Raw genomic sequence first — 21,676 nt, forward strand, 5'->3', positions numbered from 1 at the left:
AAAATACTTATTGTTATGAAAGATGTATCATTTAAGTTTTTGTTGCTTTTACAGGTTTTTCTCCTGTTAGGGCATGGTTATTTGTACAGTGGTGAACAGAGCGGAAAGAAAGTCAGAGTTCTTCTTGCCGGTGATTCGACTATACAGGATGTAAATCATGAGAAGAATACAGATTGGGGATGGGGGCAGGTATTACCTCGTTTTTTAAATGAAAAGGTGGAGATTTTCAATTTCGCTAAAGGTGGGCGCAGTTCCCGGACATTTATAGAAGAAGGGCGTTGGGATAAACTGATGGCTAAAGCAGATAAAGGTTCTTATATTTTTATCCAGTTCGGACATAATGATGCCAGTCAGAAGAAGCCGGATCGATATACGTCTCCCGAGGATTATAGAAAGTATCTGACGAAGTTCGTAAATGAGGCGAAGAATAAAGGAGCTACTCCGGTATTAGTAACTCCTGTCAGCCGTCGTAAATTTAAAAAGGGTGTTTTCAGTGATTCTCATGGAGTATATCCGGATATAGTAAAAGAAGTTGCCCGGACAGAAAATGTCCTTCTGATAGATTTGCAGGCTAAGAGTGCTACTGTTATTGCGGAACAGGGAGATGAAAAATCTAAGAAATGGTTTAATTATGTTCCGGCAGGTACAAATCCGATTGTTCCGGATGGAAAGAGTGATGATACGCATTTCTCTGAGGAGGGAGCCATGAAAATGGCATCGTTAGTACTTGAGGGAATGCGTGAATTGAATTTGAAAGAACTGGTTCAAAATTTGAAGTGATTTTTTGGGACTTGCGATTTTATTTCTAAGTATATCTTTTTAAAGTGATGCTTTCTAAATAAAATAATAGATGATGAAACAGTATATTTTACAAACAGGTTGTACGTTACTTCTTTTATTATGTCTATCGGTAACATTGCAAGCTGGAATGACAGAACTATACCACATTGAACGGGGAGGAGATAGACCGGACTGTGTGGTTGAACCCACATTTGAATCTTGTAGTTATTACGTATCTTGTAGCCGGGATACGGAGTGTAAGGTGAGTTATAAGAAGAGTGGGACATTGGATTGGAATGAGGCCTTTGCGCCTTACTATGATGACAGTTTGCAGGAATGCCGGGGAAGTTTGGTTCGACTTTCGGAAAACACTTCCTATGATATTAAAATTCAATTGTCGGAGAAGGGAGGAAAAACGTATACATTGAATAAAACTTTTACAACTTGGACTTCTACACCTTTGATTAAGAGAACGATACCAATCAGCCAGTTTAAGACGGATACGGATGGAACACTTTCTATTACGGGATTGAAAGGAACGGCTGATGGTTGGATAAAGATAATAGGTGATGTTCCGGTGCGTGGGGGAGATACTAAGGAGGCTGCTCTTAATTTGAATGATTGTCAATATCTGATATTCGAGAATTTATTGGTCAGTGGAGGTTTCCGTCATGGCATCAAAACGAATGAACGCGTGGAAAACGTTCGTTTTATAAATTGTGAGGTGACGCAGTGGGGACGTGAGTCTGTCCGACAGAATAAAGACGGGCATTATTTGGACAGGGATGGCAAAATGATAAATAATGATGGGGGAATTACCGTCTATCGTTCAAAGAATGTTGTAATAGAACGTTGTTATATTCATGATCCTGTCGGTTATACAAATCCGTGGAATGGAGTGATTGAATTGGGAGAATTCAAGGGACGGAAATATACGTTTACACATCCTCAGGGGCCTAATGCAGTGTATGTCATGCAGGCAGGAGGGGGGCTGGTGCTTCGGCACAATGATTTTATCGGCAGCCAGACTCATCGCTATAACGATCCTGTCGAAGGCTGGGAGAACCGGAGTGAAATAGGAGGGATTGCCAAAGATGCGGATGTATATGGTAATGTGATGGCTTTCGGACAGGATGATGCCATTGAACTGGACGGCGGACAATGCAATATTCGTATTTTTGACAACCGCATGGAACAGACTTATTGTGGGATAAGTACGGCTCCGAATCGTAAAGGTCCTTCTTACATTTTTAATAATGTAATCTGGAATCAGGGAAATTCAATGGGATTTGTTGGTAACGCTATTAAAAATGGAGGTGGAGATACATTTACTCAAGGTATGCAATATTTGATTAATAATACCATTATTCATGCTGGTGGTGGAATGGCAGGTGTCGGATACGGGAAAGATGCTAACCGGGAACTGTTTAATGCCTATTTGCGTAATAATATTATTTACTCATTGATAGAGGTTAATAATCCGGTTCGTAAGGGATATAATATCTATGATCCACATCTCAATCCTTTATGCGATTTTGATTATGACTTTTTGGGAAATATGCATGAACCTCGGCAAAAAGGTAAGATTGTTGCGGTGAAAGGCAGTGAAAGACACGCTGTATATGGAGCACCGGAATTTGTCGATATGGATCGGGGGCTGTTAACTCTTAAAAAAGGTGATAAGGGAATTGATAAAGGGAGTAAAGTTTTTAATTTTACAGATGGATATAAAGGTAAGGCACCTGATATGGGAGCGTTTGAGTACGGAAGTCCGGAAAGACTTTTTCCTCGTCGTCCTGTTGATATGACGGCTGATAGATATTTGGTGAGATTATCGGGAAAAAAGACTGAAACGATAACTGTGAAGATCGGTAATATAGAATCATGTAGTTTTTTTGTCCGTATGAGTGAAGATATGAAGCCATGGCTGGATGTATTTCCGTCAGCCGGTAAAATAAACTCCGGTGATGTTGTAACGTTGACCTTGAAAGTTACAGGAGATGTAAGATACAAGAAGAACGGAATGATTTTGTTCCGTTTGGATAATGGCTTTTCTATACCAATAACTATAATGGAATAAGTAAGATGATAATAAAAAATATAATTTGTTCTGTAGCGTTGATCTGTTCGGCTGTCTTGACAGGGTGCTCTACTACTCCGGCTGTAAAAGCTCCATTGGAATATTCTATAGGAATGGCGGATGCTATGATGGTTCGTTATGATTCTATTGTTCATCATATGGATCATCTTGATAAAAGAGCTTCCTGGCAGTATGATTATGCTCTTTTAGCAGAAGCTATAGGAAAACTGGAGAAATATACTGGTAATCCGGTTTATGGAAAATATATGAAGGAGTTCTTTGATTATTATGTGGATAGTATCGGGAATATTCGTTACTATAAGTTGGAGGAATATAATCTAGATAAGATACGTCCGGCAGTTCCTTTGTTCTCACTTTATGAAAAAACAGGCGATTCTTGTTATATAAGAGCTTTACATCAGGAAATAAAACAATTGGAGACGCATCCGCGTACTAAAGAAGGTGGATATTGGCATAAAAAGATATATCCTCATCAAATGTGGTTGGATGGCATCTTCATGGCCTCACCTTTTATGGCAGGATATGCTAAGATGTTTAAAGAACCCTGCTGGTTTGATGAGGCTGTCCGGCAAATTACGTTGATTTACGATAGAACTGTGGATGTTCAGACCGGTTTGCTTTATCATGCTTGGGATGAGAGTAAAACTCAGCGTTGGGCGAACCCGGAGAATGGACAGTCCCGTCATTTTTGGAGCCGGGCTACTGGCTGGTATATGATGGCAATTGCGGATGTACTCGATTATTTACCGGAGAATCATTCCGGACGCGATTTATTAATCTCTATTTATGGCAAGGTGGCTTCTGCTTTATTAAGTGTGCAGGATCCGGATAGTAAACTTTGGTTTCAAATACTTGATTGTGGTGGTAAAGAGGATAATTATCTTGAAGCGTCAGGTTCTTCTATGTTTATATATAGTTTTGCTAAAGGAGCCCGTAAAGGATATTTGGATATTTCTTATTTAGATGTGGCTCATGAGGCTTTTGATAATTTAATAGTCCGCTTGATGAAACCCGATGAAGCGGGTACTTGGGTATTGACTCAAATATGTGGTGGTTGTGGATTGGGTGGGAATCCTTATAGGGAAGGTGACTATCATTACTATGTGACAGAAAAGATTGTAGAGAATGATCCGAAAGGTGTTGCTCCTTTTATTTTGGCTGGGATAGAATTGCATGATGCGGATCTTGTGTTGAAAAATAAGTGATTAAAGATGATTGTTATGAATTGTTTACATCGTACTTTCTTGATTGCTCTGGTGTTGATATGCTGTTGGGTGAGTGTATCGGCACAAAAGAAAATGCAGTTGGTTCCAACATTTGAGAATTGCAGTTACTACTGTGATTCGGTCTTTGATGTTACGTTTGATAAAGCATGGAATACAGCCGCTACTTTCAGGCTTTTGTATAAGTCTAAAGATGAATTGGAATGGAAAGAAACTTTTTCTCCTTATTATGATATCCGACGTTTTCAGTTGAGGGGGTCCATTATGAATCTGAAAGAGAATACAGAGTATGAGATTCGGTTGGAGAAAATGCGTAGAAACAAATGGGTTACTGTAAAGAAGGATAAGTTTGTTACTTGGAGTAGTTGCCCACCCGTAAAGAAGGTGTTGAAGTTAAGTGAGATGAAGCAATTTAAGGCAAGTACGGGAGTGGTGCTAAAAGGTATAAAGGGGCGTGCAGACGGTTGGGTTAAGATTATAGGAGATGTCCCTATTGAGGTTTCTTCTGCTTACCGCCAGGCATTGGAGATAGATGACTGTAAATATTTGATATTGGAGAAATTTGTAGTGAAAGGTGGGCGGATAGATGCAGTGGCAATACGTGAAAATTGCGAGGATGTCAGGATTGTTGGTGCTGATATCTCTGCTTGGGGCCGTATTGCCGTTGATCAGGTACATTTGGAGGACTCTGTAAATTATCCTGCATCTAAATATAAAAGGGATAATGCCTGTTTCATTGATGATGAGGGGATTGTTATCCGCAATGATGCTGGCATTTATTTGGGGACGGTAGGAAAAGTTCCCGGTCCTAAGAATATTGTAATCGAGCGGTGTTATATTCATGATCCTAATGGGCATTCTAATGCTTGGCATGGAGTTCGTGAGATCGGAAGAGCGAAAGGGATACCTTATCGTTTTTGGCATCCACAGGGGCCGCAGGGAATATATATGAGAAGCAGGGGAGGTTTGGTAATCCGGTATAATGATGTAGTTGGTGCAGACCATTATCGTTTGCATGATTTGCTGGGTGGGTTTAATAACGGAAAAATAGACGGTGGTATGAATATGGATGCCGATGTTTATGGAAACTATTTAGCTTTTTCACAAGATGACGGCTTGGAAATGGATGGTGGACAGTGTAATGTCCGGCTTTATAATAACCGTATTGAGCAGGCGCGGGTTGGAATCAGTACAGCTCCGAATAAGCGGGGACCTTCCTATTTGGTAAGGAATGTAATCTTTAATTTGGGGGATAGTAACAGGGAGTATAGTTATGGAATTAAAAATGGTGGTGGGACGATGCATTCACATGGTTTACATTACTTTATAAATAATACTTTTCATATTTCCGGAAATTGCATATCAAGCGTAGGGTATGGCAGTGATGTGGATAGGGGAATGTTTCAAGGGTATAGCAGAAATAATATATTCTTTAATCGCAAAGAGGATAATCCAAAAGCCAGGGGATGCGGTATTTATGAATCTCATTCACATTCCAACAATCACTTTGATTATGATTTGTTTTTCGATGCGAACAAGAAAGATAAGAAAGGGGAAGCCCGCTTAAAAAGCGTGGATTGTGAACGGCATGCTGTATATGGAGATCCATTATTTGTCAGTCCGGAGACGGGTGTTTTTACTCTTCTACCGGAAAGTCCTGCCATTGGAAAGGGGCAGATACAAATGAATATTTCGGAAAATGGAGGGAGAACCGTAGATTTGGGTGCATTGTCCTATGGGGGGGCTTCTTTGATTCCACAACGTCCGATAGATGTGCAGGCTGACAAATACCTGTTGACAATGTCATTCCAGGATACAGGGAAAGTTAATATTAAAGTTGGAGACTTACTGGCAGGTTTGAGCTATACGTTGACTAAAAATAAAGATATGGATTGGTTTATTTTTGATACGGCTCAACAGGGTGAGGTGATGTCGGACTCTTCTTTCACTATATCTTTTAAAACAAAAGCCGAAGAAGGAAAAAGTTATCGAGGAGTCTTTTTTGTTCGATTTTCCAATGGCTTATCCATCCCTGTCAGTGTGAATATTTTGTAATATTATGAGTGTTAAAAACGATAAATGGCAGATAAATTACACATACTGTTGCATAATTGTCCGCCATTTATTTATATGTTCATACTGATTTTATTATTCTTCCACACGGCTTACCTGCTTGATATTCTGAATCTTTTTCAGGTTGTTGCAGATTGTTTTCACATCTTCCACATCGTGTACCCATAATTGTATTTTACCTTCAAAGATACCATCCTCGGTCTCTATGGTCAGCTTGCGGATGTTTACATTGAGCTGTCTAGAGATGACTTGAGTCACTTCATTCAGAAGTCCCATACTGTCTATTCCTTTTATATATATATAGACAAGGAAAGAAAGCTCTTTATGTGTATCCCATTCTGTTGCCAGGATACGATTGCCATAACTGCTTTTCAGTTTGGCGGCAACGGGGCATTGGCGTTTATGAATAATAATCCGGTCGTTCTCGTCCACATAACCTAGCACGTCATCACCCGGAATGGGATGACAACATTCTGCCATGATATATTTCTTTTGCAGGCTTTCTTCCGTCAGTTTGAGTATTTGTTTCGGATTGATTTTTTCTTTTTCCTGCGGTTCTTTTTCTTCCTGCTGTTTATCTTTACTGTTGCCGAAAGAGAAAGTAAGATATTTCTTCCAGTTGCTGGTTTGCTTCTCTTTCAGTTCATTTTTGTCCGCTTCTCCCAGGATGATTGCTTTACTGCCGATAGCAGCCAGTAATTCTTCTTCATTCTTGGCATTATGCAACTTGCGTAACTTCTCGATAACGGCTTCTTCCGGACGGATTTCTTCTTTCTTCAGAAATTCACTGAGAATTTCTTCACCGATTTTCTGGTTTGCCTTGCGCTCTTTACGGAGAATTGCCGCTATCTTGGCACGGGCGCGTGCAGTGGTTGCAAATACTTCCCATTGCGGTTGTACACGCTGTGATTTGGACGTCAGTATTTCCACCTGGTCACCGCTTTGTAACTTGTGGCTTAACGGCACTAATTTATGATTCACTTTGGCGCCGATACAATGGCTGCCGATATCCGTGTGCAGGGAAAAAGCGAAGTCAAGTGCCGTTGAGTTCTGCGGCATAGTCTTCAGTTCCCCTTTTGGTGTGAATACAAATATTTCAGAAGCAAATAAGTTCAGCTTGATAGTATCCAGAAAATCGATGGCATCCGGCTGCGGATCATCTAATATTTCCTTGATAGTCTTCAGCCATTTCTCCAGCTCGCCTTCATCTTCGCTGCCGCCCCCTTCTTTGTATTTCCAGTGGGCCGCAAAGCCTTGTTCGGCAACGTCGTTCATTCGTTCACTACGAATCTGAACTTCGATCCACTGTCCGTTGTTGCCCATCAAAGTAACGTGCAAGGCTTGATAACCATTCGCTTTGGGATGGCTCACCCAGTCGCGCAGGCGGTCGGGATGAGGCTTGTATATCTTGGAGATAGAAACGTAAATATCGAAACAATCGTTGAGCTCTTCTTCTATATTGCGTGGTTCAAAGATGATTCGGACAGCCAGCAAGTCATAGATTTCTTCAAAGGGCACATGCTTGGTCTGCATCTTGTTCCATATAGAGTAGATTGATTTCACACGGGCAAGTATCCGGTATTTCAATCCCATCTTGTCCAGTTGGGTGCGGATAGGAGCTGTGAAGTCATTGAAAACCTTGTCGCGTTCGGCGGCTGTGGCGTTCAGCTTCTCTTCTATTTCCGCATATTCTTCGGGATGTTCGTATTTGAAACTCAGATTTTCGAGTTCGGTCTTTATCTTGTAAAGTCCCAGTCGATTGGCTAATGGGGCATAGATATAAAGAGTCTCTCCCGCAATCTTGTATTGCTTGTTGGGCAACATGGAACCGAGGGTTCGCATATTGTGCAGGCGGTCGGCTATTTTGATAAGGATAACTCGGATATCGTTTGACATCGTGAGCAGTAACTTCTTGAAGTTCTCTGCCTGTGCCGAAGCACGGTCACCGAAGATTCCACCGGATATCTTGGTCAGCCCGTCTACAATTTGAGCAATCTTGGGACCAAAGATATTCTCGATGTCTTCCACCGTATAATCCGTATCTTCGACTACGTCATGCAGCAAAGCGGCACAGATAGAAGTGGAACCAAGCCCTATTTCATTGCATACGATACTTGCCACAGCAATCGGGTGCATAATATAAGGTTCGCCCGAACGGCGTTTGATGCCTTTATGCGCTTGGTTGGCGAAGTTGAAAGCCTTCGTGATGATTTCAACTTTTTTGCGATGTTTGGTGCTGAGGTAATCATTCAGTAGTTCGTGGAACGCCTGATTGATCATCTCTTCATCAGCTATTTCTTTGGGGGTCAGATTATCCATAATTGTTATCCTTTCACTTGCTTAGTTTTGCAAAAATAAGCAAATTTCCGAACGGTGCAAGCGGGAAGCCGTTTATTTGTATATTTTCAATCGTTTTCCTGCCGCAATCTTTGTGCTGGACAGTCCGTTCCACCGCTGTATATCCTTAACTTTGACACCATATCTTCCGGCGATGGAGGACAAAGTGTCTCCACTTTTTATTGTGTGGTAGGTCAGTTTTCCTTTACCGGCTACGGCTGTTGTCGTTTTGCGTGTTGCAGGCGTGACATCTTTCACAGCCACTGTTCTACGGTTGCGGAACAATTCGTCAGCGCGGTGTGCGTAGATGGTATCTTGTTTGTCGATAAAGCTGCTGATAGCTTCGATGGGTAGTCGAAGTGTGTAAGGCTTGTTATCACCCGGAATTATAGATTTCTTATATTGCGGATTCAAACTTTTAACCTGGTCTAATGGAACATTGCAAAGATCGGCAATCTGTTCGAAGTGCAGGTTCTTGTTGACTTGCACTGTATCTGTGCTGGCCGGAATATTAGTTTCCATCGGGCAGATATTGTGGTCGCAATAATAAGTCATCACGTAGTTGGCAGCGATAAAGGCAGGTACATATCCGCGTGTTTCTTTGGGCAGGTAGTTGTAGATTTTCCAATAATCCGTTTCGCCATTGGCACGGCGGATGGCTTTGTTGATAGTGCCGGGACCGCAGTTATAAGCAGCAATCACAAGATTCCAGTCTCCGTAGATGGCATACATCTCCTTGAGGTAACGGGCAGCAGCCCATGTCGCTTTTATCGGGTCGCGACGGTCGTCTACCAGACTGTTGGATTCCAGACCATAGATTTTTCCGGTACCAATCATAAACTGCCATAGACCGGAGGCTCCTGCACGGGATACTGCCGAAGGATTCAACGCGGATTCGATAATCGGAAGATATCTCAATTCCAGCGGAAGTCCGTATGCATCCAGTGCTTCTTCGAAAATCGGCATATAGAAGTTACAGGCGCTCAGCATGAAAGAAACCTGATTGCGCAAGCGTCCCGCATACATATCAATGAATTTGCGTACAATATCATTGTAAGGCATTTCCATTATGGCCGGAATACGTGACAAACGGTCGATGTAAACAGAATCACTGAACAGGGGATTGATTTCCGCTGTACTGCAATCCTTGCCTAAGTCAATGTAATTTTTAGCTTTCCAGTCATTCAGCAGACTGTCGAGAGGGTATGTCATACTCTTAGGCAGGTCGATGCTTTCTTTGCGTTCAGTTCCATTTTCACGAATCACTACATCTACACTTTGCGCTCTTACCTGAGACGTTGCTACCAGTAAAAGGAAAATAATCGAACAATAGTTTACTAATTTCTTCATGCTTCAATAATAAGATCAATCTAAATTGTGTTTTCTAAAATCGTAATACGCATTGCAAACCAACCGACTTGCTTTTTAAACTACTGGAGCGGAACTGATTGTTGTTGTCGATAACAGCAGGTTCTACTTTCATACTCAAGTCGGGAGTTATATCGAAGTTGGATAACTCTGCATCTACATAAGCGTCGATGATAGAGATGAGATAAACTCCGATAAATGCAAATATACTGAGATCCCGGTAACGCCGGAACATATCTTTTCTTCGTTTTAATGTATTTTTCAACTGCTCCTCGTTGTAAGTTGCGTTGGGTGGTAGCAAATCTTCATAACTCTTGGTGTTCGGGTTGCTGTCCATGATGTCCAGATAAGCTTGTGAATAGTCTTTATACATCTTTCCGTTCCAACTCAAGGCATAGGCGCAACCAGCAAATCCACCGTATATAATAGGTAACTTCCAGTATTTACGGTTGTAAATCTGTCCGCCACCGGGGAATACGACTGCCAGCCAGGTCGCTTTGGTCGGATTCGGGATGAAAATCTTCTTGTTGATATCCTGCACAGGCGGAACGCTGTCTGTCTTGACAACGATAGATGCCGGTTGCTCTATCTTTTTCAGTTCCTTTTTGTTGGCTGCATCCAAGCTGTCCGCTATCTGTATCTTGGCGACAGATAAACTGTCAACGGACGGAAGTGCTTTGGATGGTATGAGCCGGATAGAATCTTTCTTTAACGAATCCTGCGCAACCGGTTCACGATGCCTTCGTGCACGGGCTTTCGGCGCTTCCCGTTGCATGATGGTTGTATCTTTTTGTACTGGAGTTACACTAGATTGTGCATACACATCAATCCCTGCCACCTGTAAGAAACAGAGAAGCAGGGTGATGACGAGTAATTGATATTTTTTACTTTTTCTAGTCATTTACTTCTTTAGCGTGTCGAAGATTTCCATGATGCGTTCCAGTTCCTCTTCGTTTCCGAAAGGAATGCTGATTTTCCCTTTCCCCTTTTCGGAGCAGGTGAGTTGTACCTTGGTGTTGAAAAAGCCTGAGAGTTGCTGCTTCAGTAAGTTGAACTCTTCCGGAAGTTTGGCACGCTTCGGAGTTATTTTCCGCGTACCGCTTTTCACTGCTTCTCCTTCGCTTAATGATTTAACAATTTCTTCTACTTTACGGACTGAATATCCGTGCTCTTGTATTTCTTCGAATATTTTAACTTGTAGTTTGGGATCGCCCAGTGAAATGAGTGCACGCGCATGCCCCATATCCAACTGCTTGTTTTGTAGAGCCATCTGTATGGGAGCCGGCAATTTCAGCAGGCGGAGGTAGTTGGCGATTGTTGTCCGGTTTTTGCCGATGCGTTCGCTCAGGCGTTCCTGGGTCAGTTCGTACTGGTCGAGCAGATGCTGGTAGGCAAGTGCGATTTCTACGGCATTCAGGTCTTCGCGCTGGATATTCTCAATCAGCGCCATTTCCATCATGTTTTCGTCGTCGGCGGTGCGGATATAAGCGGGGATTGTTTTCAATCCTGCTTTTTGCGAAGCACGGTAGCGACGTTCTCCGGCGATAATTTGATATTCGTCGTCCGACACCTTGCGTAAAGTAATAGGTTGGATAATTCCTATTTCAGCAATTGAATCAGCCAGTTCCTGCAATGCAGTTTCGTCAAACTCACGGCGGGGCTGGTTGGGATTGACGGCAATCTTTGCCAACTCTATTTCATTAATGGAAGAAGACCCTTCGGTTTTCACATCATCCATCGAGAGCAAGGCGTCAAGTCCGCGTCCTAATGCATTTCTTCTTTGTGTTGCCATATCTTCTTCTTTTATTTATTTCGGTTGATAATCTCTTTAGCAAGAGCCAGGTGATTCTTGGCGCCGGTAGAGTCCGCATCGTAAAGGATGGTTGGGATACCGTAGCTGGGAGCCTCGCTCAGTTTGACATTCCGTTGCACAACAGTGTTGAACACCAATTCCTGGAAATGACGTTTCACTTCATCATAGATTTGGTTCGCCTGACGCAGACGTGAATCGTACATCGTGAGCAGGAAACCTTCGATTTCTAAGGCCGGATTCAGTTTTGATTTGATGATTTTGATGGTGTTCAGCAGTTTGCTGATACCCTCAAGAGCAAAATACTCGGCTTGTACGGGGATAATCACAGAGTCGGCTGCTGTCAGGGCATTAATAGTGATAAGTCCCAATGAAGGCGAACAGTCTATCAATATATAGTCATATTCTTTCTTCAAAGGGGTGAGTACTTCTTTCAGAATCTTTTCGCGGTTTGGGAGGTTCAGCATTTCAATCTCTGCTCCTACAAGATTGATGTGCGAAGAGATTACTTTTAAAGAATCAATTTCCGTGTCGAGGATAGCGTCCTGTACGTTGGCTCTATCAATAATACATTCATAGATAGTGCACTCCGACTGCTTGATGTCTACTCCCAGTCCGGAAGAGGCATTAGCTTGCGGGTCGGCATCTATCACGAGTACCTTTTTTTCGAGTGTAGCGAGCGAAGCTGCGAGGTTAATCGTAGTCGTTGTCTTTCCTACACCGCCTTTTTGATTGGCCAAAGCAATAATTTTTCCCATATTCTCTAAATTTATTGGCAGCGAAATAAGTGATAAATCCTTAGAGCGCCTACGAAAAAAGAGAAACTTTGCAATTTCTGTTGATAAGTCACCTGTTTTGTTAATAACTGTCGGACAAAACGGTTATCAAACTCTGCCGGGTTCTTCATCTACTATTCTCTTTCTGAGCTTGCAAATATACATATTTATATTGGATATCTATTTCTTTTTTTTGCTCGCTTGCAGAAGATTAAGATTTGTAAACGGGTGAGAATGGGGACGGAAAGATACTTTTTCATCTGAAGGAAAGAGGGTTTGGCGGTACGGCTTCTTTTTGTTACTTTTGTGCAAATATTAAAAGGAAAGGATTGAATGTATGGAAAATGAAAAGCCGTTGATACTCGTTTCGAATGACGATGGCGTAATGGCTAAAGGTATAAATGAACTGGTGAAGTTTCTTCGCCCCTTGGGGGAAATCGTTGTAATGGCTCCCGATTCTCCGCGTTCGGGAAGTGGCTGCGCGCTGACGGTGACTCAGCCTGTTCATTATCAACTTGTCAAGAAAGAAGTAGGGCTGACTGTGTATAAATGTTCGGGAACACCGACCGATTGTATCAAGTTGGCACGAAATACTGTGCTTGACCGGACGCCGGATTTGGTGGTCGGTGGGATTAATCACGGAGATAATTCGGCTACAAATGTGCATTATTCCGGTACGATGGGGGTGGTAATTGAAGGTTGTGTGAATGGAATCCCTTCCATCGGCTTCTCTTTGTGCAACCATGAACCGGATGCTGACTTTGATGCTGCCGGTCCTTATATCCGCAATATCGCTGCGATGGTATTGGAAAAAGGGCTTCCTCCTTTGACTTGTCTTAATGTGAATTTTCCGGATACTGCCGATATAAAAGGAGTGAAAGTCTGCGAACAGGCAAAGGGGCGTTGGATCAACGAATGGGCTGCTTGCCCCCGTTTGACTGATTCTAATTATTTTTGGCTGACAGGTGAATTTACCGACCATGAACCCGAAAATGAGAAGAATGATCATTGGGCACTGGCTAACGGTTATGTCGCTATCACTCCAACTACCGTTGATTTGACGGCTTATGGCTTTATGGACGAACTTAATAAATGGTTTAATAAATGAAGTATTATCTGATTGTTGGCGAAGCATCCGGCGATTTACACGCTTCACATCTGATGTCTGCTTTGAAAGAGGAAGACCCTCAAGCCGATTTCCGCTTCTTCGGGGGGGGATTGATGGCTGCTGTCGGTGGAACAATGGTGAAACATTATAAGGAATTAGCCTATATGGGATTTATTCCTGTACTGCTTCATCTGCGTACCATCTTTGCAAACATGAAGCGTTGTAAGGAGGATATTGTTTCCTGGAATCCTGATGTGGTCATCTTGGTGGATTATCCGGGATTCAACCTCGATATTGCCAAGTTTGTGCACGCCAAGACTCACATTCCGGTTTATTATTATATTTCTCCCAAAATATGGGCTTGGAAAGAATATCGCATTAAGAATATAAAACGTGATGTGAACGAGCTTTTCTCCATTCTTCCCTTTGAAGTGGAGTTTTTCGAAGGGAAGCATCAGTTTCCTATTCATTATGTGGGAAACCCTACGGTAGATGAGGTCACTGCCTATCAGGAAGCACATCCGAAAAACTTTGCAACGTTTGTTGGAGAAAACCAACTGGAGGATAAACCGATAATTGCTCTTTTGGCGGGAAGCCGTAAACAGGAAATAAAGGATAATCTGCCGGATATGTTAAAAGCTGCTTCCGCTTTTCCTGACTATCAGCTTGTCCTGGCGGGTGCTCCTTCCATTGCTCCCGAATATTACAAGCAATACATGGGTGATGCGAAAGTGAAAATCATTTTCGGACAGACATATCGCCTTTTGCAGCATGCGGATGCTGCTTTGGTTACTTCGGGTACAGCTACTCTTGAGACGGCTTTGTTCCGTGTTCCACAAGTGGTTTGTTATCATACGCCAATCGGAAAGGTTATTTCGTTTTTGAGACGTCATATTCTGACGGTGAGGTTTATTTCGTTGGTCAATCTGATTGCCGACCGCGAAGTTGTGAAAGAGTTGGTGGCCGATACGATGACCGTGAGGAATATGCAATATGAATTGAAGAATATACTTGAAAATGAGAAGTATAGAAGTCAAATGCTCAAAGAATACGAGTATATGGCAGAACGGTTGGGACCTGCCGGTGCTCCCCGTCATGCGGCACGTGAAATGTTGCGCCTGTTGAAAAAATAGCTTTCTTTTTCTGAATAAACGTAAAGCCGATGCAGTAAATGCACGGCTTTTTTATTTATAGTACAGAAGGTTAAAATAAGAAAGGAACAGATATGAAAAAAATTAAGTGGCTTTTAGGTGTTTTATTATTGGCGTTAGTGCCAATGTTGCAGTCGTGTGATGATAATGACGGCTATTCTATCGGAGATTTTAGCTGGGACTGGGCAACGGTTCGTACAACTGGTGGCGGTAGTTATTATCTGGAGGGTGACCGTTGGGGGATTATTGATCCGGTCAGTACTTCTATTCCTTGGTACAGGCCGGTAGACGGCGAACGTGTAGTGGCATTCTTCAATCCTTTATATGATGTGAAAAATGGTGTCCAGGTGAAAATGGAGGGGATTCAGGATGTGCTGACGAAAGAAGTGGAAGAGATGAAAACGATAGAAGAATCCGAAGAATTTGGAAACGATCCTATCGTGATTTATGAGGGTGATATGTGGTTGGGAGGAAAGTTCTTGAATATTATCTTCCGTCAGGATATACCTCGTTCGGAAAAACACCGTATCAGTCTTGTGCAAAACTTGATAGATACAGAAGAACCGACACCATTCAAGGTAGCAGAAGACGGTTATGTGCATTTGGAACTGCGTTATAATACGTATGATGACAAGACCGGTTATTGGGGATGGGGACGAGTTTCTTATAATCTGGCTGATTTCTATCCGACAGAGAAAGAGGGGGAAACTCCGATGAAAGGTTTTAAGGTTGCAATAAACTCAAAAGAAAATGGAGAAGGAAGAGTTATCGTACTTGACTTTGACCATCCGGTGGGTGTACCGGAGAAAGCGAAGGATGTACATTCTACTTCTTCAATCCGATAACCTCTAACTATGATTTACTGTGTGTAAAAAAGGTCGGGAGCTTCTCCGGAAGCATCCCGACCTTTACTATTTTGTGGCGACTCTGTTTTTCTGGAAGTAAACCGGTTTAAAACCAAGTCAAGGCATACAAGTAAACTACTGCTGCCGGGATAGCCATTAGAGCACTGTCGAACCGATCAAGCATTCCGCCGTGTCCCGGAAGGATATTCCCTGAATCCTTAACGTGCAGTTGACGCTTGAACAATGATTCCGTCAAGTCTCCCCATGTACCGAATATAACGACTACTAATGCGAGTCCGGCCCATTCCGATATGGACATAAACGGAAAATAGTGGGCGAGTATAAAAGAAACTCCAATAGCTACTACTCCGCCGCCAATAGAACCTTCCCAGGATTTCTTAGGTGAAATACGTTCAAACAACCGGTGTTTGCCGATAAGTGACCCGATGCAATATGCGCCTGTGTCATTCAACCAAAGGAATATAAAGATGGACAATGGTAAAATCGGATTATAGCTCACGCTGCTATACTCCGGATCGTTATGAAATGCCAATACATTCAGCATAGCAAAAGGTAAACCGATATAAAGTTGACTGAGCATGGAATAAGCCCAGTTGAGTACCGGATTCTCCTTTTTTAAGTACAATTCGCTGATCATCATATAGAGTAGCAAAAGTACATACGGGATAAAAATCTTCGAATCGGCTGCGTCAATGCAGAAGCCCATTATTGCAAGGAATAAATAGGCTCCGCCCAGCATTGTAATCGTCTTGTTTATCTTGACTCCTTCCGCCCGCATATTCACCAACTGCCCGAACTCATAAATAGTCAGCGCACTGATAATAGTGAATAGAATACCAAAGCTGAATGAATCGTAAAGGATGCACCCCACCAAGATGGCAACGAAGAGTACACCCGTAATAGCTCGTTTTATAAAATTGTTAATCAAAATCAGCGTGTTTAAATTAGTTGGATTTTGGATAGCTTACTTTTCCTCGTTGGTTTCTGTTTTCGTAGCCGTATTTCTTTCTACGGTCACTTTCGTTCCTTCTGCAGTCACCTTCGTTCCCGTAACAGCTTTTTCTTCAGCGGTATTTTCAGCTTCCTCTTCTTTTATTTCTTGTTCTTCTTTTTTCAGCTTTTCAGCAAGTTGTCTTTCTGCTTTTGCTGCATCCTGGCTTTCTTTAGCAGCCATGATTTCTTCCGAACGAGATGCCCATGGACGTTTTCCGAAGATACGTTCGACGTCTTCCGCAAAGATTACTTCTTTGTCAATCAGTAACTGCGTCAGTTCGTTGTGTCCTTCTTTATGTTCGGATAGAATTTTCTTGGCACGTTCATACTGTTCGTTTATCATCTTCTTGACCTCTTCGTCAATTAGTTCGGCAGTCTTTTCGCTGTATGGACGGTTGAAAGAATATTCTTCATTATTATAGTAACACAAGTTCGGCAACTTGTCGCTCATGCCTAAATAAGCAATCATGCCATAGGCCTGTTTGGTAACTCTTTCCAAGTCATTCATAGCTCCTGTTGAGATACGGCCTATGAATAAATCTTCGGCTGCACGTCCACCAAGAGTTGCGCACATTTCGTCAAGCATTTGCTCTTTAGTAGTAATCTGACGCTCTTCCGGCAGATACCAGGCAGCACCCAATGCACGTCCGCGAGGAACGATTGTTACTTTTATTAATGGATTAGCATATTCCAATAGCCATGAGATAGAGGCGTGGCCTGCTTCATGCAAAGCGATAGAACGTCTTTCGGCCTCGGTCGTAATCTTGGTTTTCTTTTCCAAACCACCAATGATACGGTCTACAGCATCCAGAAAATCCTGTTTGCCTACGAACTTCTTGCCGTGACGGGCTGCAATCAATGCCGCTTCGTTGCAGACATTGGCAATATCCGCACCGGAGAATCCCGGAGTCTGACGTGCCAGTAAATCCACGTCTACGGTATCGTCTATCTTAATCGGGCGTAAATGTACGCCGAATACTTCTTTACGTTCGTTCAGGTCGGGTAAGTCTACGTGTATCTGACGGTCGAAACGTCCGGCACGGAGCAATGCCTTATCCAATACATCCACACGGTTGGTAGCGGCAAGAATGATAACGCCACTATTAGAACCGAAACCGTCCATTTCTGTCAGCAGTTGGTTCAATGTGTTTTCGCGTTCGTCATTTCCACCCATTGCAGGGTTTTTGCCACGTGCACGTCCTACAGCATCAATTTCGTCAATAAAGACAATGCAAGGAGCTTTTTCCTTTGCTTGCTTGAACAAGTCGCGGACGCGGGATGCACCTACGCCTACAAACATTTCCACAAAATCGGAACCTGCCAAAGAGAAGAATGGCACATTCGCTTCGCCGGCAACAGCCTTGGCAAGCAGTGTCTTACCGGTTCCCGGAGGGCCTACCAATAATGCGCCCTTAGGTATTTTACCACCCAAGTCTGTATATTTTTGAGGTTCTTTCAAGAATTCTACAATTTCTTCCACTTCTTGTTTGGCTTCTGCCAGGCCTGCTACATCCTTGAAAGTAATTTTGATAGAGCCGCCTTTTTCAAAAAGCTGCGCTTTGGATTTTCCTACATTGAAAACACCACCGGGACCGCCGCTGCCACCACCGCTCATGCGTCGCATAAAGAATATCCATAAAGCAACCAGCAGAACAAGCGGAAGTATCTGAATCAAGATAGCAGGGAATAGATCCGATTTAGGTGGATAATCCGATGTACCGTCAAAATTGCCGGCTTCTTTTTCTGCCTGCAAAAATTCTTCCAGTTTATCGGTGGACGGAGTTCTACTTGTAATGATAGGGTTGCGTCCTACCTTCGTAGAGTCTGCGCCAAACACAGCACCTACGGCAGTTGGCTTCAGGTATGCTTCGATTGACTTATCTTCATAACCCAATACTTTGCTGATATACCCTTTTTTAACGTAATCCTGAAACTCGCTGTAAGTAACAGATTTGCTTCCAGCACCCTTTGAATCACTGCCCCACCAGAGGCCGAGAAGCATCAGGGCAATAATCATATACATCCAGTTCAGATTGAACTTCGGCAAATTAACCTTATTGTTAGGTTTGTTGCTATTGTTATTATTACTATTATTGTCCATAGTCATAAATTAGTCTAGATCGGGGATTTGAGTAAGTTTGGCATCTGCCCAAAGATGCTCAAGGTTGTAGAAACTTCTTGTTTCCGGTAAAAAGACATGTACCAATACATCAGAATAGTCCATCGCTACCCATTCTGCATTCCGAAGTCCGTCAACCGCAAAAGGTTTGCTGTCAGCACCTTTGCGTGTAAATTCTCTGATTGAATCTACAATGGCGCTTACTTGGCTGGGAGAGTTTCCCTGGCAGATAACGAAATATTTACAGATGGTATCTTCTATACTGGTTAAATCGGCAATAATTATGTTTTTACCTTTTTTCTCTTGAATTCCTTCTTTTATTTTTTCAATTAATACTTTAGTATCGTTCATCCTTGCAATTGAAATTAATAATTCATGTTCTTTTTAGTTTATAACAAAAAAAGACTACCCTTTGTTTCTGGTTATAAACGTGATATTTTTGACAAATATACGCTGATTTATTGGATACAAGAAAGTTATACCCCAATTTTTGTGTTTTTTAGTGGAGATACTTGCCAATAAAAAGCTAATTTTAGGATTTTAGCAAAAAAAATAGCAGAAATGTTTTGATTTCCCAAATTATTTGTATCTTTGCACCCGCAAACGAAAAGCATTGGGCTATGGTGTAATGGTAACACTACAGATTCTGGTCCTGTCATTCCTGGTTCGAATCCAGGTAGCCCAACAAATCACCAGCTTTTTACTGACAAAAACCCGCTAAAAATGCAATTTTAGCGGGTTTTTTCATGCTTTGACAAATACCATCCGAAAAAAGTTGACGCTAATTCGGTGGCTAATTCGGTGACACGAATGCTCTTTTTTGATATTTTTTTGAGTGGTTCTCAAAAAAAACAACGATGAGCCAAAAAAAGCAAACTTTCAATGTTCTTTTCTGGATAAGGAAAGGAAGAACGAATGAAAAAATGTCACCTCTTTCATGTCGGGTTACGATTTCGGGACAAAGATACGAAATTCCCACGAAACTACACCTGCGGTCTGAATCATGGTCACCGGTAGCACAAAAGTCACTCGGCAAAACAGCCAATGACAAAGAAGCCAATCGGTATATCGAAGATTTGAAAATCACGATTGAAGATACCGTGACCAAAATCAGACAGAAAAACTACCCTCTCAACATTGAGAACTTCAAACTCATGTTTCAGACACAGGATAATGAGTTCTCTACTATCAGCACACTATTCGATTACCACGAAATCATGGAGAAGAAAAATCTTCGTGCCAGTACATTTACCGGCTATCACGTAACGAAGAAACACCTGCTCAACTTTATACGTATCAAATACCATGTCTCCGATTATGACTTGGCAGCCATTGACAAAGCGTTCGTGTATGAGTTTTACGCCTATCTGCAAGGGTATAAGAGGGAAGGGGATACCGTATGTGCTGTCAATGGAGCATTAAAGCATATCCAACGTTTCAAGAAGGTGATGAATGTCGCCTTGCAAAATGAATGGATAAGCCGGAACCCTGTCTGCCTGCTCAACGCCAAGAAAACGAAAGTCGAAAGAGGATTCCTTTCCGAAAAGGAACTGAAGAGCATCGAGGAAGTCCCTTTGCCCGCCAACCTCTCCATCGTGAGGGACGTATTCGTATTTGCTGTCTACACCGGACTGTCATTCGTCGACATCAGCAACCTGACCAATGAAAATATAAATGTCGGTATCGACAAAAGTCTCTGGCTCAACTATTACCGTCAGAAAACCGACATACACGCCATGCTGCCTTTGTTGCAACCTGCCGTCAATATATTAAAGAGGTATGAAGCATACCACGAAGGGAAACGGACAAATCATATATTCCCGGTACCGCCCAACCAGGTGATAAACCGATATCTGAAAAAAGTAGCCAGGGAAGCGGGGGTAGACAAGAACATTACTTTCCACATGGCGCGCCATACTTTCGCCACTACTATCACCCTGTCTCACGGCATACCGATTGAAACCGTGTCGAAAATGTTGGGGCATACCAGCATCAAGACGACACAAATCTACGCTAAGATTCTAGATACGAAAGTCATGGACGACATGGCAGCTCTCAAAGAATTGTACACCAGGAAGGAAACGCAAAAATCACCCAACAACAAAGCCGCAAACGAATGAAATCAACCGCAACCATCAGCCAGGCAGAACTGGAACAAAAAGCTATCGACAGCATGATAGCGTATGAGAAGAACCTCATTCCCGAACAAGAAATGGGAGAAGCAATCACCCGCGCGCTCCATCATTACGGCAACAAAGAAGGACACCGGGAAATAGTCTTGAAAGGCTGGATTATAGCAACCATCTACGCCCTCGACAGCAGCCAACTGAAAGACCTTGACCGGGTAGCCTTCATATATCTGAATGAACCAATAATGGAAGCCGGTGAAGAAAAACAGTGTGCTGTGACGAAGTACAGTGACAATACCGACAGGGAAAACAGAGACAGAGTATATGTAATACGCACTTTCCGGGAAATGGTCGGAAGCGCCGCCTACAAATCCGGAAACTGGGAAGTCGTGACGGAACATATAGCACCTGCGCCCGGTGACGGCGGGGCACACCTTTACGCTATCCATTCCGAAAACGTTCGTCCCGGCGAATGGATATACGATGAAACGGGGAATTACATTGCCGAAAGAATTGATTACTAACAATATAAAAAAACAGAGTTATGAAAACAGAAAACAAGAACATGAGAATCATAGAACCTGCAAAAACAGCCGGCAAGCAGGCACAGGAAGAACCGAAATACAAGTCCGTTGACCCCGTCATGCTCGACGCCATGCCGGAAGACGTTGCGTTCATCCGCTCCACCGATGTATGCAAATTGCTCAACATCAGTAATTCGACATTGAGAAACCTGCGTGCGGAGCACGCCATCCCGTTCTACAAACTGGGCGGAACGTTTCTTTATAGCAAAGAAGAAATAATGAACTATCTCGCTTCCAATTACAGTAGAAGAATCTAAA

At 42.6% G+C, this 21,676-nt stretch carries 18 protein-coding genes and 1 tRNA gene; 11 read left to right on the plus strand and 8 right to left on the minus strand.

Annotated elements, in window-relative coordinates:
- Positions 1 to 15 precede the first annotated feature (15 nt).
- From ACGHVY_RS19295 to ACGHVY_RS19310, 4 genes are all read left to right on the plus strand, one after another.
- A complete protein-coding gene (locus tag ACGHVY_RS19295) occupies positions 16 to 780 on the plus strand; it encodes a rhamnogalacturonan acetylesterase (RefSeq protein ID WP_390600775.1) in 765 nt (254 codons plus the stop codon).
- A 148-nt stretch (positions 781 to 928) separates the two neighbouring features.
- Complete coding sequence (locus tag ACGHVY_RS19300; RefSeq protein ID WP_308745630.1) at positions 929 to 2,860, plus strand: hypothetical protein; 1,932 nt, start codon at positions 929 to 931, stop codon at positions 2,858 to 2,860.
- A 5-nt stretch (positions 2,861 to 2,865) separates the two neighbouring features.
- Complete coding sequence (locus ACGHVY_RS19305; protein WP_390600778.1) at positions 2,866 to 4,086, plus strand: glycoside hydrolase family 105 protein; 1,221 nt, start codon at positions 2,866 to 2,868, stop codon at positions 4,084 to 4,086.
- A gap of 15 nt (positions 4,087 to 4,101) precedes the next feature.
- The gene (locus ACGHVY_RS19310) at positions 4,102 to 6,159 is read left to right on the plus strand and encodes a right-handed parallel beta-helix repeat-containing protein (protein ID WP_390600780.1); all 2,058 of its coding nucleotides are present in this window, start codon (positions 4,102 to 4,104) and stop codon (positions 6,157 to 6,159) included.
- 93 nt (positions 6,160 to 6,252) lie between these two features.
- Here ACGHVY_RS19310 and ACGHVY_RS19315 read toward each other — a convergent pair whose 3' ends face one another.
- The 5 genes from ACGHVY_RS19315 to ACGHVY_RS19335 all read right to left on the minus strand — a co-directional run bounded on the left by ACGHVY_RS19315 (position 6,253) and on the right by ACGHVY_RS19335 (position 12,450).
- Entirely contained in the window at positions 6,253 to 8,496 is a 2,244-nt protein-coding gene (locus ACGHVY_RS19315) for a RelA/SpoT family protein (RefSeq protein ID WP_390600783.1), read from the minus strand.
- Positions 8,497 to 8,568: 72 nt separating this feature from the next.
- Positions 8,569 to 9,864, minus strand: a complete 1,296-nt coding sequence (locus tag ACGHVY_RS19320; protein ID WP_308745634.1) for a transglycosylase SLT domain-containing protein — start codon at positions 9,862 to 9,864, stop codon at positions 8,569 to 8,571.
- A 34-nt stretch (positions 9,865 to 9,898) separates the two neighbouring features.
- Positions 9,899 to 10,783: a DUF5683 domain-containing protein gene (locus tag ACGHVY_RS19325; RefSeq protein ID WP_308745635.1), complete on the minus strand. Its 885-nt coding sequence runs from the start codon at positions 10,781 to 10,783 to the stop codon at positions 9,899 to 9,901.
- Complete coding sequence (locus ACGHVY_RS19330) at positions 10,784 to 11,674, minus strand: ParB/RepB/Spo0J family partition protein (protein WP_308745636.1); 891 nt, start codon at positions 11,672 to 11,674, stop codon at positions 10,784 to 10,786.
- Between the two features lie 11 nt (positions 11,675 to 11,685).
- Complete coding sequence (locus ACGHVY_RS19335) at positions 11,686 to 12,450, minus strand: ParA family protein (protein ID WP_022138067.1); 765 nt, start codon at positions 12,448 to 12,450, stop codon at positions 11,686 to 11,688.
- 355 nt (positions 12,451 to 12,805) lie between these two features.
- Between ACGHVY_RS19335 and surE the strand changes: the two genes are divergently transcribed.
- The 3 genes from surE (at position 12,806) to ACGHVY_RS19350 (ending at position 15,572) form a co-directional block, all read left to right on the plus strand.
- Positions 12,806 to 13,576 carry a 5'/3'-nucleotidase SurE gene (gene surE, locus ACGHVY_RS19340; protein ID WP_390600787.1) on the plus strand — a complete coding sequence of 257 codons (771 nt, stop codon included), beginning with the start codon at positions 12,806 to 12,808 and terminating at the stop codon, positions 13,574 to 13,576.
- On the plus strand, positions 13,573 to 14,709 hold the full coding sequence (gene lpxB / locus ACGHVY_RS19345) for a lipid-A-disaccharide synthase (protein WP_390600789.1): 1,137 nt from the start codon (positions 13,573 to 13,575) through the stop codon (positions 14,707 to 14,709). Before surE ends, lpxB begins: the two co-directional genes overlap by 4 nt.
- Before the next feature lie 92 nt (positions 14,710 to 14,801).
- Positions 14,802 to 15,572: a NigD-like protein gene (locus ACGHVY_RS19350; RefSeq protein ID WP_308745639.1), complete on the plus strand. Its 771-nt coding sequence runs from the start codon at positions 14,802 to 14,804 to the stop codon at positions 15,570 to 15,572.
- Between the two features lie 106 nt (positions 15,573 to 15,678).
- Here ACGHVY_RS19350 and ACGHVY_RS19355 read toward each other — a convergent pair whose 3' ends face one another.
- From ACGHVY_RS19355 to rsfS, 3 genes are read right to left on the minus strand one after another with little or no spacing between them, the layout of a single operon-like run.
- On the minus strand, positions 15,679 to 16,521 hold the full coding sequence (locus ACGHVY_RS19355; RefSeq protein ID WP_308745640.1) for a phosphatidate cytidylyltransferase: 843 nt from the start codon (positions 16,519 to 16,521) through the stop codon (positions 15,679 to 15,681).
- Positions 16,522 to 16,557: 36 nt separating this feature from the next.
- Positions 16,558 to 18,693, minus strand: coding sequence for an ATP-dependent zinc metalloprotease FtsH (ftsH, locus tag ACGHVY_RS19360; protein ID WP_390600792.1), 2,136 nt, complete (start codon positions 18,691 to 18,693; stop codon positions 16,558 to 16,560).
- A 3-nt stretch (positions 18,694 to 18,696) separates the two neighbouring features.
- Complete coding sequence (gene rsfS / locus ACGHVY_RS19365; RefSeq protein WP_308745641.1) at positions 18,697 to 19,056, minus strand: ribosome silencing factor; 360 nt, start codon at positions 19,054 to 19,056, stop codon at positions 18,697 to 18,699.
- Between the two features lie 263 nt (positions 19,057 to 19,319).
- On the opposite strand from rsfS, the gene ACGHVY_RS19370 reads away from it, so the two are divergent.
- The 4 genes from ACGHVY_RS19370 (at position 19,320) to ACGHVY_RS19385 (ending at position 21,675) form a co-directional block, all read left to right on the plus strand.
- Positions 19,320 to 19,390: transfer RNA gene (locus ACGHVY_RS19370), tRNA-Gln, on the plus strand.
- Between the two features lie 172 nt (positions 19,391 to 19,562).
- Positions 19,563 to 20,825 carry a tyrosine-type recombinase/integrase gene (locus tag ACGHVY_RS19375; protein ID WP_390600793.1) on the plus strand — a complete coding sequence of 421 codons (1,263 nt, stop codon included), beginning with the start codon at positions 19,563 to 19,565 and terminating at the stop codon, positions 20,823 to 20,825.
- Positions 20,822 to 21,358, plus strand: coding sequence for a hypothetical protein (locus ACGHVY_RS19380; protein WP_390600795.1), 537 nt, complete (start codon positions 20,822 to 20,824; stop codon positions 21,356 to 21,358). The genes ACGHVY_RS19375 and ACGHVY_RS19380 overlap by 4 nt, the downstream gene beginning before the upstream one ends.
- 20 nt (positions 21,359 to 21,378) lie before the next feature.
- A complete protein-coding gene (locus tag ACGHVY_RS19385) occupies positions 21,379 to 21,675 on the plus strand; it encodes a helix-turn-helix domain-containing protein (protein ID WP_390600797.1) in 297 nt (98 codons plus the stop codon).
- Position 21,676: the final 1 nt, after the last annotated feature.

It is taken from the genome of Bacteroides sp. f07, from assembly GCF_042854785.1.
In the GTDB taxonomy this organism is placed as follows: domain Bacteria; phylum Bacteroidota; class Bacteroidia; order Bacteroidales; family Bacteroidaceae; genus Bacteroides.